The 16,753-nt window shown below is 45.6% G+C and carries 15 protein-coding genes; 6 read left to right on the top strand and 9 right to left on the bottom strand.

The genetic code is table 11. The features are described from left to right. Window positions 1-66: 66 nt before the first annotated feature. Window positions 67-600, top strand: a complete 534-nt coding sequence (locus JK130_RS14160; protein ID WP_220099576.1) for a TlpA family protein disulfide reductase — start codon at window positions 67-69, stop codon at window positions 598-600. Here the strand turns inward: JK130_RS14160 and bepA are convergent. Beyond that, the gene (gene bepA, locus JK130_RS14155) at window positions 584-2,038 is read right to left on the bottom strand and encodes a beta-barrel assembly-enhancing protease (RefSeq protein WP_218354978.1); all 1,455 of its coding nucleotides are present in this window, start codon (window positions 2,036-2,038) and stop codon (window positions 584-586) included. The two genes, JK130_RS14160 and bepA, sit on opposite strands and share 17 nt — an antisense overlap. A gap of 287 nt (window positions 2,039-2,325) precedes the next feature. Here bepA and JK130_RS14150 point away from each other — a divergent pair, with 287 nt between their 5' ends. Further along, a complete protein-coding gene (locus JK130_RS14150) occupies window positions 2,326-3,396 on the top strand; it encodes an AI-2E family transporter (protein WP_218354988.1) in 1,071 nt (356 codons plus the stop codon). A gap of 58 nt (window positions 3,397-3,454) precedes the next feature. Here JK130_RS14150 and bcp read toward each other — a convergent pair whose 3' ends face one another. Both bcp and JK130_RS14140 read right to left on the bottom strand, forming a co-directional pair. Continuing rightward, complete coding sequence (gene bcp, locus JK130_RS14145) at window positions 3,455-3,922, bottom strand: thioredoxin-dependent thiol peroxidase (RefSeq protein WP_218354977.1); 468 nt, start codon at window positions 3,920-3,922, stop codon at window positions 3,455-3,457. Then, the gene (locus tag JK130_RS14140; RefSeq protein WP_218354976.1) at window positions 3,900-4,460 is read right to left on the bottom strand and encodes a glycine cleavage system transcriptional repressor; all 561 of its coding nucleotides are present in this window, start codon (window positions 4,458-4,460) and stop codon (window positions 3,900-3,902) included. Before JK130_RS14140 ends, bcp begins: the two co-directional genes overlap by 23 nt. Window positions 4,461-4,620: 160 nt before the next feature. On the opposite strand from JK130_RS14140, the gene dapA reads away from it, so the two are divergent. Genes dapA through JK130_RS14120 form a run of 4 tightly spaced genes read left to right on the top strand, consistent with a single transcriptional unit; the run spans window position 4,621 to window position 8,247 of the window. Beyond that, window positions 4,621-5,505, top strand: coding sequence for a 4-hydroxy-tetrahydrodipicolinate synthase (gene dapA / locus JK130_RS14135; protein ID WP_218354975.1), 885 nt, complete (start codon window positions 4,621-4,623; stop codon window positions 5,503-5,505). A gap of 12 nt (window positions 5,506-5,517) precedes the next feature. Continuing rightward, window positions 5,518-6,630 (top strand): outer membrane protein assembly factor BamC, encoded by a 1,113-nt coding sequence (bamC, locus tag JK130_RS14130; RefSeq protein WP_218354974.1) that lies wholly within the window; start codon window positions 5,518-5,520, stop codon window positions 6,628-6,630. 14 nt (window positions 6,631-6,644) lie between these two features. Then, complete coding sequence (gene purC / locus JK130_RS14125; protein ID WP_218354973.1) at window positions 6,645-7,358, top strand: phosphoribosylaminoimidazolesuccinocarboxamide synthase; 714 nt, start codon at window positions 6,645-6,647, stop codon at window positions 7,356-7,358. 37 nt (window positions 7,359-7,395) lie between these two features. Further along, entirely contained in the window at window positions 7,396-8,247 is an 852-nt protein-coding gene (locus JK130_RS14120) for a DMT family transporter (RefSeq protein WP_218354972.1), read from the top strand. Window positions 8,248-8,386: 139 nt separating this feature from the next. On the opposite strand, the gene yfaE is transcribed toward JK130_RS14120, so the two are convergent. From yfaE to JK130_RS14090, 6 genes are all read right to left on the bottom strand, one after another. Continuing rightward, window positions 8,387-8,659, bottom strand: a complete 273-nt coding sequence (gene yfaE, locus JK130_RS14115) for a class I ribonucleotide reductase maintenance protein YfaE (protein WP_218354971.1) — start codon at window positions 8,657-8,659, stop codon at window positions 8,387-8,389. A 15-nt stretch (window positions 8,660-8,674) separates the two neighbouring features. Beyond that, window positions 8,675-9,805 (bottom strand): class Ia ribonucleoside-diphosphate reductase subunit beta, encoded by a 1,131-nt coding sequence (nrdB, locus tag JK130_RS14110; RefSeq protein ID WP_218354970.1) that lies wholly within the window; start codon window positions 9,803-9,805, stop codon window positions 8,675-8,677. Window positions 9,806-11,314: 1,509 nt separating this feature from the next. Continuing rightward, on the bottom strand, window positions 11,315-11,650 hold the full coding sequence (locus tag JK130_RS14105) for a YnfA family protein (RefSeq protein WP_218354969.1): 336 nt from the start codon (window positions 11,648-11,650) through the stop codon (window positions 11,315-11,317). A gap of 15 nt (window positions 11,651-11,665) precedes the next feature. After that, entirely contained in the window at window positions 11,666-12,301 is a 636-nt protein-coding gene (locus JK130_RS14100) for a cation efflux transmembrane domain-containing protein (RefSeq protein WP_218354968.1), read from the bottom strand. A gap of 298 nt (window positions 12,302-12,599) precedes the next feature. After that, window positions 12,600-13,487, bottom strand: a complete 888-nt coding sequence (locus JK130_RS14095) for a cation diffusion facilitator family transporter (RefSeq protein WP_218354967.1) — start codon at window positions 13,485-13,487, stop codon at window positions 12,600-12,602. Between the two features lie 62 nt (window positions 13,488-13,549). Further along, on the bottom strand, window positions 13,550-16,747 hold the full coding sequence (locus JK130_RS14090) for an efflux RND transporter permease subunit (RefSeq protein WP_218354966.1): 3,198 nt from the start codon (window positions 16,745-16,747) through the stop codon (window positions 13,550-13,552). Window positions 16,748-16,753: the final 6 nt, after the last annotated feature.

Below are 16,753 nucleotides of genomic sequence, written 5' to 3'. Positions count from 1 at the left end.
CGGTAGACGAGCTCTACCTACCGTGTTTATGCTATTTTCTACGATTCTAACAAGGTTGTTACAGTATTGCCTATCTCTGCAAAGAAAAAAACTAAACCATTGTTTTATATTGCACTTGCGGTAATAGGAATCGCTGCAGGTGTGCTTACGCAACAGGCAACCCGCTACGACTTTATTACCAGCGAGGGTGTCAAGTATCAGTGGAGTGAGCTAAAAGATGACTGGGTGGTGATAAATTATTTTGCGCCTTGGTGTGCGCCTTGTTTAAAAGAGCTTCCCGAACTGAACAAGTTTGCCGATAACCTGCCAAACCACACCCACTTATTTGCAATAAACTACGACCCGGCAGATCAGCTACAGGCTCAGGCACTCAAACAAAAGTACAATATTCAGTTTCAGGTTATTGTCGCAGAACAGCAAACCTATTTGCCCATGACGCCGCCGCCCGCCTTGCCAGCGACATTTATTGTGGGCCCGCGTGGTCAGGTGGTTAAAACAATAATGGGTGAAGTTAATGCCAAAATGTTAACCGATGCGCTGTTAAAGCTGCAAATGACCTATAGCGGTGAGCCTGTTAAAAAAACTACTGGAGACGCTTAAGCCGCTCTTCTTTAGCGCGAAGCTGTTTAATCCGGGCTCTGATACGCTGTTTGTCCAGGTAGTTGTCCTGGGTATAGTTGTATGCAAACTGAAGTTCATCTACTGCTCGTTGATAGGCGCCATACAATGCTAATACCTCGGCTTTAGATTGATGCATATCTTTTCGGTCCTGCGCGGTTTCATAGGCGCGGGTGAGTAGCTGATAGGCCAACTGGTGTTCTTCATTCACCAGAATAAAATCTTTGAGTATTTTTATTGCTGGCTGACTACGACCGGCCTCTATCAAAGCATTCGCCTGATTTAATACCAGTACCTGATTTCGGGGTGTACGCTCTAAATGAGGTGCTAAACGCTCTATCGCTTCATCATAGCGCTGCTGAGCTAAAGAAATATCTGTAGCCGCATCCAGATAAAACAAATTTTCCGGCGCTTTTTGTAATAGTTTTTCGATTATAGGCTGTGCTTCACCGGGTTGCTGATTTCGAAGATAAGCTAACGCCAAACCATAGTAAGCGCCGTCAGTAGGCTGGCTGGCTACCGCTTCTTTGTAATATCGCAGGCTAAAGTGTTCATCAAAGGTATAGCGTGCTTTGACGCGGGCTTTAGCCAGATGATAAGCAGTACTGCTGGCTACGCGAACATTTGGATAGTTTGCGGCACGGGCCCGGGCATCGGCAACCCGCGACTCGGTTAACGGGTGCGATAACAATCTGGCAGGAGTTTGTGAGACCAATCGGTACTGTTCGTTGAGCGTAGCAAAAAAACTCGCGGCGGCATTTGGATCAAATCCAGACCGGGCAAGCATTGCAATTCCGATACGGTCGGCTTCTTCTTCATTAGAGCGGGTATAATCTATTTGCATCTGAGCACTTGCGGCCTGACTGCTTGCCAGTGCTGCCATTCCCGCTTCAGGATTCGCAATGGCTAACAATATACCCCCTAACATAGACGCCAGCGCCAAGGGGGCTGAGCGTTGCTGAGCCTGCATACTGCGCGCCAGGTGGCGTTGGGTAACATGCGAGATTTCATGAGCAAGTACTGAAGCAAGCTCGCTTTCTGAGTTAGAATAATGGATTAATCCTGAGTGAACGCCAATATGACCACCGAAAAAGGCAAACGCATTTATCGCATCGTTGTTAACCCAAAAAAACGAGAACGGAAATTTAGCGCTGTCAGCATAGACCACCAGGCGATTGCCTAAATCCTGTAAATATTCATCCAATACAGGGTCCATGATTAAGGGGGCCTGGCCGCGCATTTGGCGCATTACCGCATCGCCAATGATCATTTCTTTATCTAACGAAAGTGTATCAGCCGCTACAACGCCAATTTCGGGTAGCGTATTTCTATTGTTATAAGTTTGTTGAGCAACTGCAGAAAAACTGAGTACTACTAAAAACAAGCCAATTTTAAGGCCGTGGTTCACAAATGATCTCATTACACCCTTTCTAGAGAACTGTTTACACCGATTATTAGGTTGTTAGAGCTATGATAAAGCCGAACAGTTTCATTTATTTTTTGTTTTGACGGTTTATTCTGGCGCAGGTAACTGGCTATTACCAGATGTTTTACCTTGCCAACAGGTTACCTCACCGACGCAATATGCCCAATTATAGACCGATAGTCGCAGATATGTTAACGGTCTTCGTATTGTCTGTTGCTCACAACGCAGGGTTACCCTATGATGCCTTTTTTGTGTTTTCATAACGAGACTTTTTGATGAGTTTGTTGAGTGTCTTCGGACGCTGGTACTGGCGTAAATTCTCCGATCCCGATGCAGCGATGCTGCTGATACTGATTATTCTGACCACCGCAGTGTTGCTAATTTGGGGCGATTTAATTCTACCTGTCCTGGTCGCCGCTATTGTTGCTTACCTCTTAGATTGGCCGGTCACCAGAATGGTACGCCTGGGGATAAGCCGGACGTTGTCCAGTGTACTGGTATTACTGGGGTTTGTTGCTATCAGTATCTTGCTGCTTATCGGGCTGGTACCGATTATCTCTCGCCAGAGCATTAACCTTATACAAGAGACACCGTTAATCTGGCAAAACGCGCAGGACTGGATCCTCACGCTGCCCGATAAATACCCTGATTATGTGCAGGTGTATCATATTCATCAAATGATGGGTGGGCTGAATGAAAAGCTGGTAGAAGTTGGAGAGCAGTTAATCTCAGCGTCAGTAAGCTCGTTAGCGGACATCGCCGCTTTACTGGTTTATTTAGTTTTGGTTCCGCTGATGGTCTTTTTTATGCTTAAGGACAAAAATTTCTTTCTAACGAGTATTTCTAAGGTGTTGCCACGTGAACGTCGTTTAATCACGCAGGTAGGTCATGAGATGAACTCCCAGATAGCAAACTATATTCGCGGTAAAGCTATCGAGATTGTTATTGTGGGGGCTATTTCATGTATTGCGTTTGCGGTTATGGAACTGCGTTACGCCATACTGCTTGGGGTTTTGGTCGGGTTGTCTGTATTAATTCCTTATATTGGTGCCGCTGTAGTCACCATTCCGGTGGCGGTAGTCGCAATGTTCCAGTGGGGGATCTCCCCTGAGTTTTGGTATCTGATGCTGGTGTACTCTATAATTCAGGGGCTCGATGGAAACTTACTGGTGCCATTATTATTTTCTGAAGCCGTAAGCTTGCATCCATTGTACATCATAGTGGCGGTATTGTTTTTTGGCGGGCTGTGGGGCTTCTGGGGGGTGTTTTTCGCCATACCGCTGGCCACGCTGGTTAAAGCATTGATTACAGCCTGGAGTAGCAGCCCAGAGCCGCTGCAACCCTCGGTCTGAATCCTAAGCCTTACATGATAAAAAAGCCGCTCATGTTGAAGCGGCTTTTTATATGGGGTTAGGCGTGATTTAGATAATCTAACACGACCTGATGATGCTCTTTGGTCTTAAACTTATTGAAAACGTGTTCAACCTGTCCCTTCTCATCGATTAAAAAACTGATGCGATGGATACCATCATATTCTTTGCCCATAAATTTCTTCAGGCCCCATACACCAAACTGCTCAGCAACCTGATGGTCCTCATCACTAAGAAGCGTGAAATTAAGATCTTGTTTTTCGATAAACTTTGGCAGACGTTTTACCGGGTCGGGGCTGATGCCCAATACCACCACATTGTGTGCGTCTAATTGCTCTTTGCTATCGCGTAGGTTTTGGGCCTGAGTCGTGCACCCCGGTGTCATTGCTTTAGGGTAAAAGTACACCAACACTTTTTTACCTGAAAAGCTCTGCAATGACACTGCTTCGTCATTTTGATCCTGTAAAGTAAAGTGAGGCGCGCTATCACCAGCTTGAAGTGTGTTCATGAGTCTCCTTATTATGTTTATCGACGACTTTGCCCGTCACGTTCAAAGAATCAAATAAGGCCATTAGCTCTTTTTGCAACTCATCAAAGTTAATAGAGTCAGGCGCATTAACCACAAAATTACATCGCATTTCTTGTTGTTGCCCGGCGTTATCCGGGTAAACACGCTGTCTGAAGGCACTGATTGATGCTTGCCGTTGGGCAAAAAAACCGGTGACCGCTTTTATGAGTCCAGCTGCGTCTTTTCCCTGAAACTCCACATCAAACAAATGTTCGAGGTTTTGTTTTGCGTGATGCCGCGTGCGCTTCATCATCGACAAAAGATCTAAGCGCTGACATAGCGTTGGAATCATACATTCTGCCCGGGTAATGGCTGTATGCTCGCCCTCTAATATCATAGTCAGAGAGAACTCCTGGCCATAAATAGCCTGGCGACTATCAAGAATATTGCATTGTGCTTCAGACATCAGGGTAGCCAGCTCACTTAAAATGCCGCTACGGTCAGAGCCCAGAATAGTAACGATGAGTTGCTGATTCATAGAAAGGACGACTAATTTGTTGTTGTTTGAATGGTAGCATAGACTTTTTTGGTGATTCTAGTAGGGGTACTTAGCGAAATAGTCTAAATTTCACGGCTATCAAGCTTGTTTTTGACAAGGTGAATAATTAACATGTGCGCTCATCAAACGCGGAGATACTATGTTTAAAGGCAGTTATGTTGCACTCATCACGCCGATGCTCGATAACGGTGAGATTAATTACCCGGCACTTGAACGCTTAGTGCAGTTTCATATAGAGCAGGGCACACATGGTATTATATCTGTTGGCACTACAGGCGAGTCAGCAACATTACCTTTTGACGAACATGTTGAGGTAGTGCGTCGCACGGTGGCCATGACCAAGGGAAAAATTCCCGTGTTGGCTGGCGCCGGAGCAAACTCCACCGCCGAAGCCATATTTTTAAGTGAACAGATGGCCCCGTTAGGCGTAGATGGTTTTTTAAGCGTCGTTCCTTATTATAATAAGCCGCAGCAGGCCGGTCTCATCGCTCATTTTACCGCCATTGCCGATGCGTCTGAACTGCCCGTTGTATTGTATAATGTTCCAGGGCGTACGGTTGTTGACATGCTGCCTGAAACCGCGGCTGAATTGTCTAAGCATAGTAATATTGTCGGGCTTAAAGATGCGACCGGTGATATCGCGCGTTTAAAAGCTCTGCAAGCACTGGTCGATGACGACTTTGTATTGCTAAGTGGAGATGATGCAACCAGTAAAGACTTTTTATGCGAGGGTGGTCATGGTGTTATCTCGGTAACAGCTAACGTGGTGCCCAAAGCAATGGCGCAAATGTGCGAGGCGGCCTTGGCCGGTGATAACCAGCGTTGTCGCGATATAGACGCCAGTATAGAACAACTTCATTCGGGCTTATTTGTTGAGCCAAATCCGGTCATGCCAAAATGGGCATTGTACAAAATGGGCTTAATCAATAGCGCTTTTTTACGTTTACCTATGGTATTGCCGGAACTTGCGAGCCAAAAACATATCGAAACGATATTACAACAATATGACCTGATAAAAGGTTAAGAAGGAATACCGATGAATAAATCCCTGGCTTTGGTAAGCGGTCTGGTGGTAATGGCTGTTTCCGGATGTTCTAGCCAACTGGACAATCAAACCGCCTCTGGCAGCTATGAATATCTGGAAGCGGAACAAAGCAGCGCAATCAAGACCCCTGAAAGTTTGGATAAACCTGACTTTGCACGCGATTACGATTTACCTGAATTGGGGCCTGAGGCAAACCAGAGTCTGGTAGGAAAGCAAATACCCGTGACCTCGCCGGCGTTGGTTCATCCACTGGTAAAAGGTTCGCACGTTGAAGAAGGTCAGCGTGAGGCCGCTATTGTATTTGATCAGGTTGATGACTCAGTTCCTTTAGACCAATCTATATGGAATGCGTTGCGTAGTTTTCTGGAAAAACATCAGGTTGAAGTGGCTTCATTCGATCAACAGCAAAATAGGTTAGTGACCGAGTATTTTGTAGTCAGCGAAGAAGTTGAAGATGAAAACAGTCCCTGGTATGCCTTATCTGATTCTATTGATACGAATCTTAAGCGTAAGTTTGCGTTCACCATGAACGTGAAACCTCATGGCCGCACTGCAACATTGTCGGCGAAGCTGGTCGATTTTAAAAAGCAGCGGGGCGACGAAGTCAGCAATACAATTAATAACCTGGAACAGCGCCGCGAAGAAGTCTCGATGCTGAATCAGGTTATCGCCCATTATGAATATCTGATTCAACTTGATAATACCCGTCGACTGGCTGAAATTCGCCAGGGTTTGCAAACCGAATTAGCCGACAGTGCTAGTGGCGACCCGGCCATTATTGTTGATGGTAAGTACGATGTGGTGTGGCCGCGGATGTTGCTGGTTTTACGTAAACTGGGCTTTGCCGTTAAAGATTTAGATAAATCTAACGGGCTATTGTTTGTTACCTACACCGGCGAAGACAATGGCTGGTGGGGCAATCTGTTTTCTAGTGATGAACAATTACTGGAACAAGGTAACTATCGTTTGCAGGTAGCACCTATGGACGAGCGCACGTCGGTGTTGTTTATGAATAACGAAAGTGAACCGTTCGATAGCCAGCAACTTGGTGATGTTTACGAGTCATTTTCTGACGTCATGTCGCAAGACAATCTGGATATATAATACTGAGACTCAATATGCAAAAACGTGAAGAGCTTTACCGGGGTAAGGCAAAAACGGTTTATTATACCGATGACAGCGACAAACTTATCCTCGAATTCAGAAACGATACCTCAGCCTTTGACGGTGAAAAAATTGAACAGCTTGACCGTAAAGGTGAAGTGAACAATAAGTTTAATCATTTTATCATGACAAAACTGGAAGAGGCGGGTATTGCGACTCAGGTAGAACAGTTATTGTCAGACAATGACTCCCTGGTTAAAAAGCTGGACATGATACCGGTCGAGTGTGTGGTACGTAATGTTGCCGCGGGTTCTTTGGTTCGTCGGTTGGGCGTCGAAGAGGGTGAATCACTTACCCCTCCCGTTTTTGAGTTCTTTTTGAAAAATGATGCTCTGCACGACCCCATGATCAACGATTATCACATTATGTCGTTTGGCTGGGCTACCGAAGCGCAGGTATGTGAGATGAAAAAGCTCACATTTCGGGTTAATGAGGTATTAAAAACGTTGTTTGATGATGCTGGCATGCTGCTGGTGGATTACAAGTTGGAATTCGGCGTTGATAATACGGGTGCTTTGGTTCTGGGCGACGAATTTACCCCTGATGGTTGCCGGCTATGGGATAAAGAAACCCGCAAAAAAATGGACAAAGACCGCTTTAGACAAGGGCTTGGTTCAGTGGTAGAAACTTACATTGAAGTGGCTGACCGTCTCGGTTTGAAGCTTTAGGATACGTTTAAAGGGACCATACGGTCCCTTTTTTATTATGTTTATTACTTCTGAACCCTTACGGGTTGCTGTGTTTACCTGTATTGCAATGCTCGCTTTTGCTGGTAATTCATTGCTGTGCCGTATGGCATTGACCGATGCTGCACTTGATCCGGCGAGTTTTACTATTATTCGTTTGGTCAGCGGGGCTTTAACACTGGCGATTATTTACAGTGTAAAAAACGGCATTAATTTGACCGGAGGCAGTTGGACAGCCGCAACAGCTCTGTTTATCTATGCCGCGGGGTTTTCATTTGCTTATACCGGCATGAACACCGGTACTGGCGCACTGTTATTATTCGGGGCTGTACAATTAACCATGATAGGTTACAGCCTGGCCAACAAAGAACGCTTTAACATTGTGCAAACCATTGGCTTTGTGGTTGCCTTATCCGGTTTGATTATTCTACTGTTACCATCGGCAATCAGCCCTGCAATAGTGCCTTCATTGCTGATGCTAAGTGCGGGGGTAGCCTGGGCGGTGTACACCCTGATGGGACGTAAAAGCGCCAAACCTTTGTGGGTTACTACAGGCAACTTTTGGCGCGTTTTGCCATTACTAATCATTTTACTGTGGTGGTTACCCGAAGACAGCGTATCTAGCATTACCAGTGCCGGACTAATGTACGCGGTGCTATCGGGCGCTTTGGCTTCAGGCGCGGGTTACGCCCTATGGTATTCGGTGTTACCGCATTTGCAAAGTTCAGTAGCAGCGACAATTCAGCTAAGCGTTCCTGTGATTGCTATGCTGATGGGCTGGGTATTTCTGGACGAACTGATTACCGCTCAAATGCTGATTGCGGGTCTGGCAACGCTGGGTGGTATTGCCCTGGTGATTCGTTACAAGTAGGTCTGCAGAAAATGGCTTTTATCAGGTGACTAAAAAAGTGTCAGCGCAGTAACGTTTATCAAAAAATTTTAAAACAAAGGCGACCAGGCTCCCAAAATTATGCGCTTACACATAACTATAAGGGTAGGGTGCACAGTGATTACAAGGGTACGATAACCTTAAGGTCAGAGGTAGGAATACAACAGCAGGGCAGTATTTCATCATCATCGATAAATGCTAGCGGGTCAGTTGTGTAGCGTACTTCACCGGTGAGTAGTTTGGTACGACATGCTCCGCAAAATCCTTCCCGACAATGGTAATGTACGGCAACTCCTTGTTGTTCTAAGGATTCCAGCAAAGTTTTGTCATTACCAGCAGGTACGCATTTTGTATCCACAATATCGATACAAAATGCGTCGTCAGGCTGTTTCATTAAACCAACAGAGTACTATAGCTCAAAGTCGGCAAAGTCATCTTCGCTTACCGAAGAATCGATTTGTCCTACCAGGTACGAGCTAATTTCAGACTCTTGCGGCGCTACCTGCACATTGTCTGAATTAAGATAATTGTTCATCCATGGCAGTGGATTGCTTTTTACTTCAAACGGGGTATCTAAGCCTATAGCTGACATACGCTGATTAGCAATATATTCAACGTATTCACATAAAATCTGTTTGTTCAGGCCTATCATAGAGCCGTTTTGAAACAAATAATCAGCCCATTCTTTTTCCTGCTCTACTGCATTCATAAAAATGTCGCGGGCCTGATCTTTACATTCTTCGGCAATCTCTGCCATTTCTGGATCATCTTTCCCTTTTGCCCACAAATTTAAAATATGTTGGGTGGATGTTAAATGCAGATTTTCGTCACGGGCAATAAGACGAATTATCTTTGAGTTCCCTTCCATTAATTTGCGTTCGGCAAAAGCAAAGGTACAGGCAAAAGACACATAAAAGCGAATAGCTTCTAAAGCATTAACCGAATTCATGCACAAATACAGTTTCTTTTTAAGCTCGCGCTTATTAATGACGTGAGTTTCACCGTGTACAGTATGTGTGCCTTCACCCTGCGTTTGCCACAACTGAGTCGCAAAAATTAAATCGTCATAGTAACGGGAGATATCTGCAGCCCGACGCTTAATTTCTTCGTTTTCAACAATATCTTCAAAAATTTCACTGGGGTCAGAAAACAGATTTCGCAAAATATGCGTGTAAGAACGTGAATGAATGGTTTCAAAAAATGACCAGGTTTCAACCCAGGTTTCAAGTTCTGGCAGCGACACAATAGGCAAAAATGCAATGTTCGGACTTCTGCCCTGAACCGAGTCCAGCAAAGTCTGATATTTCAGATTCGAAATCAAAATATGTTTTTCAGGGTCGGTTAACTTTTGAAAATCAACCCGATCACGTGTGACATCTACTTCTTCAGGGCGCCAGAAAAAGCTGATTTGCTTTTCTATCAGTTTTTCGAAAATAGAATGCTTTTGTTGATCGTAGCGTGCAACATTTACCGGATTCCCAAAAAACATAGGTTCGTCCAGTGTATTAATGCTGTTTTGATTAAATGTGGTGTATTTCATAAGTACCGAATAAACTCAATTTTTATGTATTAAACCATGGTTAGTGCACGGTGCGTGTTAAATTGTGCTATGTAGTTAGTTTTTATGTAACAGCTGGGTGGGTGGGTCGGTTCTGAATCCCGCCGACTATAGCTCACTACACTCACTCTTTACTTACATAGCAACATAATTTGTAACTGCCCTCTAATGTATCACAAAATCAGGCTCTATTTGAGCAAAAAAGAACCCTTTTGATACAAGTGCAAAAGCGTCAAAATGTTACATTTCATTGCTCAGATCCTCCGTTGAACGGTTGAGGATGTTTCCCACCTTCAACTGTTTAACGGTTGAGTATTTTGGTGCAGGAGATATTATTCACGGTTTTTCTTGTCTTGTAAGGGCGTTATAACAGCGCCTGTTAGCAGACCTGCCATCATCAAACTTAATCTCTAAGAGAATGCGAATGACCTAAAGTACCCCGGCCTTTGTCTAAGCTTCAACAGTAAACTACTGCCATCAAGTTGGAAAGGGGTTTGCGGAAAAGTTGGCTATAATCCATTGCAGCAATCAGACAAATACTCTAGGCATCGATCGACTGCGGAAATCAGTTCTGGCTCCCTATTAAGAATGTTTTGCCAGTATGCATTTTCGTTTCGTACGGCCTTCCCTACGTGTATAAAATTTCTGTACTCAAGCAGCAAATTCAAGTCATCCCATATAGCTGCAATCTCTTCACGCGGAACACCATCGGTTGACCAAGCTGTCAACAATTTACCAAATGACTTCTTAGATAGCTGCCTTTGATACGGCTAAAAGTTCTCCCCGACTTGCCAAAATCCCCTCAATTATTGAGCAACCAAAAACAAAATAAGACTTTATAGCACCAGTCCGTAAAGATAATGAAATAGAGGGTAAGCCGGGATTTATACAGAAATCGCCAAACCTAGTCTACTCAATTGATAATTGTGGATTTTTAACTTAATCGTGTGTCCTGTTGGAAAGTAACCAGATTGGATAGAATGGATCCATGACATCTAAGGTATCTTGCGCTGATAGCGGCCGAAGCTTTCTGCTCTAGTGCTCTACGGCGTCAACTAAATGCAATCTAAATGGCTGTTGCCCACGGTCGTCTGGTTATTCATCGAAGTAGAGACCGAACTTCTCGTAAAATTTTCGGAGTCTAGTATTGAGCAGTGTCTCTACCAGGCCACTACCAATTCCGTATTAGCGGTGCGCTTCATTAAGAAATAAATCATCAATGTGAATAACATCGTCCTCAATGGTCCAATTTAAGTACCCGAGCCTTACTGATGGTTCTTGCTCGCGTATAGTTTGGACATTAAAGCAACCACGAAAGTCTGAAAATTCTTGATGTTCTACGATGTATTGCGTGCAATGAACCCGTATCATTTTATATTTTTTTTCAACGGTAACTGTAAAGATAGCTGGTCATCCAAAACGGACAAACATAAGGTTCGTTAGTCTGTGTAAAACTTTTGAGTGGAGCTCTTTAACCGCGTTGTTTTATAGCTAACGCCAACCATACACAATAATTCCCATGCCAGTGAGTACAAACGCCGTCCCAATCAGGTCGAAACTGGATAGCGGCGATTTATCGACAATTCGCAGCCACACTATGGCGCTTAACACGTAAATACCGCCGTAGGCTGCGTAAACGCGCCCGCTTTCCGCTGGATGAAGTGTTAATAAGTATGCAAATAGGGCTAAGCTGATTGCCGCGGGAATGAGTAACCAAACGGAATGAGCCTCTTTGAGCCATAGGTAGGGTAAATAGCAACCGACAATTTCAGCAATTGCGGTGGTAATAAACAACCCGAGTGTCTTGAACAAAAATAATGCACTCATTATGAATCCTAGAGATTACCCGCAACACCCAGAAATATCGTCTCTTTCACCTGCCCTTACGGCTATCGCGTCTTTGATGATGCGAATAGCAGAGTGCAGTACAATGATGGCTATGACAGTTGCGATGAGTAAGTCAGGCCATGCCGCATGGAGCTGGGCGACGAGCATCGCAGAGACAATAACACCGACATTCATGATCATGTCATTGCGTGAACAAATCCAGCTGGCGCGAATGTTAATATCGCCGTTTCGGGAGCTATATAGAAGGGCAAAGCAAACGATGTTTACCAGTAATGCAAGCCCCGCTATTGAGAGCATGACAAAGGTTTCGGGCTGACTACCAAATGCCAGTTTAAGGATGACATCCAATAACACCGCCAGAGCTAATAATGTTTGCAGTATGCCGTTTAAAATAGCGGCATTGACTTTATATTTAATGGCTTTGCCAACAGCGTATAAGCTCACAGCATAAACCAAAGTATCGGCAAGCATATCCAGCGAATCAGCAATAAGACCACTGGATTCAGCCATCCAACCCGCAATGAACTCAACAAAGAACATGACGCCATTAAGGAGTAGAACCGTCCATAACAACCTGCGTTGAGAGTTATCCATTTCGGCTTGCGCTGAACTTCCGCAACATGATGACATTGGAACAACCTTAAAACGATTTCGATATACCTACAGTTTATCACACGTTAACACGAGTTTCAGCGCTGGTTTTATGGTGGATTATTAGATAAAGTGGCCGTTACGAAAATATCTTGGTTGCTCATATTGGTCTTATTAACACAGCTTTTTTACCTCTGCATCTGCTTCTTTGCATATTTAAGACTCGGGTCACCAAAGTGTCGATGTTGTGTTTGGAGAATATGATATCGAGCATCAATTTCATGCGCACATCTGTTGTATTACTGGCTCGTCTTGAACAAAAATAATGCACTCATTATCAGTTGTCCCGGCACGCTTCATCAGGATTTTCGAGTTCTACCGTTGTATGGCTTAGAGCATAGGGCGCAAGGACGTTATCGATGCGCTGTTTTAAATCGCTACGGGTCTCAATATCAAGGTTTTCAGTTAACACCAAATGAACGGTTAATACATGCTCCTCGCCGTCTAGTGACCAAAAATGAAGATGGTGTAGGTCAGCAACATGAGGTAGCTCCAGTAAAGCGTCAGCGACTTGTCTGTAGGTTTTTTTGTCAGGAGTTGCTTGTATGAAGAGTTTCAGCGTTGCCCACAGGTTGCGTAGTACATTCACTAAAATAAATAGAGTAAAGCCAATCGACAATATAGGGTCGAGAATCGGCCAGTCTACGAACAGCAAAACAATACCAACGATAAGTACAGCAACCCAGCCGAAAACATCCTCCAGCAAGTGCCAGTTAATAACGCGTTCGTTTAACGTTTTGCCCTCTGACAATTTGTAAGCAGCAAATCCATTAACTGTAATGCCAACGACGGCTAAAGCAATCATGCCATCAGCGACGGGCATCTGAGGGTTCCAGAGTCTGGGAATTGCTTCCACAAGTACCCAGGCAGAGCCTGCGATTAACACAACGGCATTAATAAATGCACCGGCAAGATTCAGTCTTTTATAACCGTAGGTAAAGTGTTGGTTAGCCTGTTTTTTGCCAAGTTTATTTAGTATCCACGCGAGACCTAACGACAGGCTATCGCCAAGATCATGAACGGCATCAGCTAAAATGGCGGTACTGTTGGTAAGAAAACCACCAATGAACTCAATAATGGTAAAAACAAAGTTAAGCAGGAATGCCCAACCTAATCGGTTGGACGGCATGTCCTTTGAGTGATCATGGTTATGGTGATGTCCCATAATACGTTCCTCTTTTAATAAAAGGGGGCGACAATAACCGCCCCCTTAAATGCTATTGAACCCTAACGGCTCAGATCCTTAATTTTTTGTTTCGAAAACCAAGGATAGAGCACGGGTAAGATAACCAATGTCAGCAGAGTAGCTGATACCAAACCACCAACAATGACGGTAGCCAGTGGGCGTTGAATTTCAGCCCCTGCACCGGTTGCAAACAGCATGGGAATGAGTCCTAACGCTGAGGTTATTGCTGTCATTAATACCGGGCGTAGTCGCGACCACGCGCCATCAAACACGGCATCATTAACCGCATGCCCATCGGTTATTCTCTGGTTAATACTCTCGACCAGAACCACACCGTTTAGTACCGCTACACCAAACAGTGTGATGAAACCCACGGCGCTGGGCACCGATAAGTACTGTCCTGACACATAGAGTGCCACAATACCGCCGATGACTGCCAATGGTACATTCACCAAAATCAACATGGCTTGACCCATGGTGCCGAAAGCAAAATAAAGCAGCAGGGCGATGAGTGCCAGCGATATGGGAACGACAATGGACAAGCGCTCCTGTGCTCGTTGTTGACTTTCGAACTGGCCACCAATATCGACTGAGTAACCGGTTGGTAAATCCACCTTCTCGTCAATCGCCTTCCTAATATCGGCAACCACGCTACCCATGTCACGACCCTGAACGTTCGATTGAATCACAACGCGACGCTGTACGTCATCACGACGGATTTGCGGTGGTCCTGATTCAATTGCGACGTGGGCGACTTCGCCTAAGGTTACCCAGGCCCCTGAGGGAGTTAACAGGCGTAACGAACGAATAGACTCCGGCGTATCGCGGAATTGCTTGGCCAGCCGCACGTAAATATCATAGCGCTCATTACCGCGAATGATCTGGCCTGCCGAAGCGCCACCCAAGCCATTGTCGACAACGCTCAGTACATCGGTGACATTTAAGCCGTAGCGTGAGAGTTGCTGGCGTTTCGGCGAAACCACGAGTTGTGCTTCACCTTTTATTTGCTCCATCGCTACAGCAACCGCCCCGTCAACTTGCTTGACGGCACCTTCTATTTCCTGGCCTTTACGGGCCAACACGTCAAGCTCGGGTCCAAATAGTTTGATGGCTAGCTGCGATTTTACACCTGAGAGCAGTTCATCAACCCGTGTTGCAATAGGTTGTGAAAAATTAAACAACAAGCCTGGGTGAGCATCTAGTTTTGCCTCCATTTTTTCTTGTAAGGCGTAGCGATCGGATGCCGTTGTCCATTCGGATTGCGGCTTAAGGCCCACATATATCTCGATGTTGCTGATAGGCTCTGGATCACCACCCACTTCAGCTCGTCCAATGCGGCTGAGTGCGTAGGTGGTTTCCGGGAACGACATCAGGATTTTTTCAAGCTTCGGAGCCACCTCTAAGGCCGTTTCAAGGTTAGAGGAGGGGGCTAATGTCACGCGAATATTAATCGTGCCTTCTTCCAATTCGGGCGCAAATTCTGTGCCGAGACGAGGCACTAACACCAAAGCGCCGACAAACAGCACACCGGCCAGGGTAATAACAGCCTTTTTACTGCGTAACGCCACCGATAATAGTCTTTTATAACCATTATCTAGTGGTTTAAGCAGTTTATTTTCACGAGGCTTAATACCCCGACTGAAAAAGTAACTGGCTAATGCCGGTACAACCATGATGGCCACAAAAACCGCGGAGATAATGGCCAACATAATACTGATAGCCATGGGCTCAAATAATTTAGCTTCAACACCCTGAAAACTAAACAGTGGCATAAAGACCACCAAGATAATCATGGCGGCAAAGAATACCGGTCGTGCCACTTCGTTCGCCGCTTCCTTAACTCGCAGCTTGATACCATGGCTATCGAGTTTGGCTGCCTGAGGATCTGGGTCGCGGTGCTCTGTGCGTTGCTCGGCGTCGTCTTGGTGTTCACTATCCGGACGACTTAAGTGCTTAAAGATGTTTTCAACCATCACCACGGAGCCGTCGACCAGCATACCAATGGCAACAGCAATCCCGCCCAGCGACATCAGGTTAGCTGACATGCCCATCGCGGACATTACCATCAGGGCAATGGCGATAGAAACGGGAATGGACAGTAACACTAAAAAAGTAGCGCGTATGTTGAGCAAAAACAGTGCTAATACTGCGATAATAAAGACAAAGGCAATGAGCAGTGAATACGCGACCGTAGATACGGCTTTTTGTATTAAATCGGCCTGATCATAATACGGCTCAAAGGTGACACCCTCGGGTAATGCTTGCTGAATAAGCGGAATGCGCTTTTTAATACCGTCGATGGTGGCTTTGGTATTCGAGCCCATGCGTTTGAGCACAATACCCGACACCACTTCGCCCAGCTGGTTGACCTCGCCGTCGACTTTACGCGACATTGAGACCGCTCCCTGGCGAATTTCACTGCCGATTTCGACGTCGGCAACCTGGCCCAGTGTTACGGAAACGCCGTCAACGGTTTTGAGCGGTATTTGTTGTATCTGCTGTAGACCTTTTTTACCGCTTTCCAGCCAGCCGGTGCCGCGAATAACCAACTGCTCCTGACCGCGGGGCATATACCAACCACCAACGTTACCGTTATTCTTGTTGACCGCGCCCATGACGTCTTGCTGGGTAAGGTCGTAAGACAGCAGCTTGGCGGGATTGAGGTTAACCTGATATTGCTTAACTTCACCGCCAAAGGACAAGACTTCGGTAATTCCCTCAACGGGCATCAGTAGCAGTTTAACCACATAGTCGTTAAGACTGCGTAGCTCCATGCTACTGACATCAGAGCCCGGCTCGGCAAGTAGCAGATACTGATAAACCTGGCCGAGACCGGAAGAGTTAGGGCCCATTTCGGGCGTGCCGACTCCCTCTGGAATCAATTCCTTTGCCGCTTGCAGCCGCTCGAATACCAGTTGCCGGGCAAAGTAGATATCGACACTCTCGTCAAATACCACGGTAATGCCCGATAAACCTGTTTTTGAGATTGACCGAACTTCTTTGACGTCGGGCAGGGCATACATCACCGACTCTATCGGATAGGTAATCAGCTGCTCGACTTCGGTCGCTGCTAATCCGGGTGCTTCCGTATTTACCGTTACCTGAACGTTGGTAACATCGGGAAAGGCATCCAGATTAAGTTTGGGAATAATAAAAAATGACGCAATGCTGATGCTGAATAAAGCCAATACCAATAACAGGCGATTGGCGACAGCAAACTGAATAATGCGCTGAAACATACAACC

Origin of the sequence: Alteromonas lipotrueiana, from assembly GCF_019249245.1 — a bacterium.
GTDB classification, from domain to species: domain Bacteria; phylum Pseudomonadota; class Gammaproteobacteria; order Enterobacterales; family Alteromonadaceae; genus Alteromonas; species Alteromonas lipotrueiana.
Note: the sequence above shows the minus strand (reverse complement) of the source record. Positions and strands in the feature narration are given on the sequence as shown.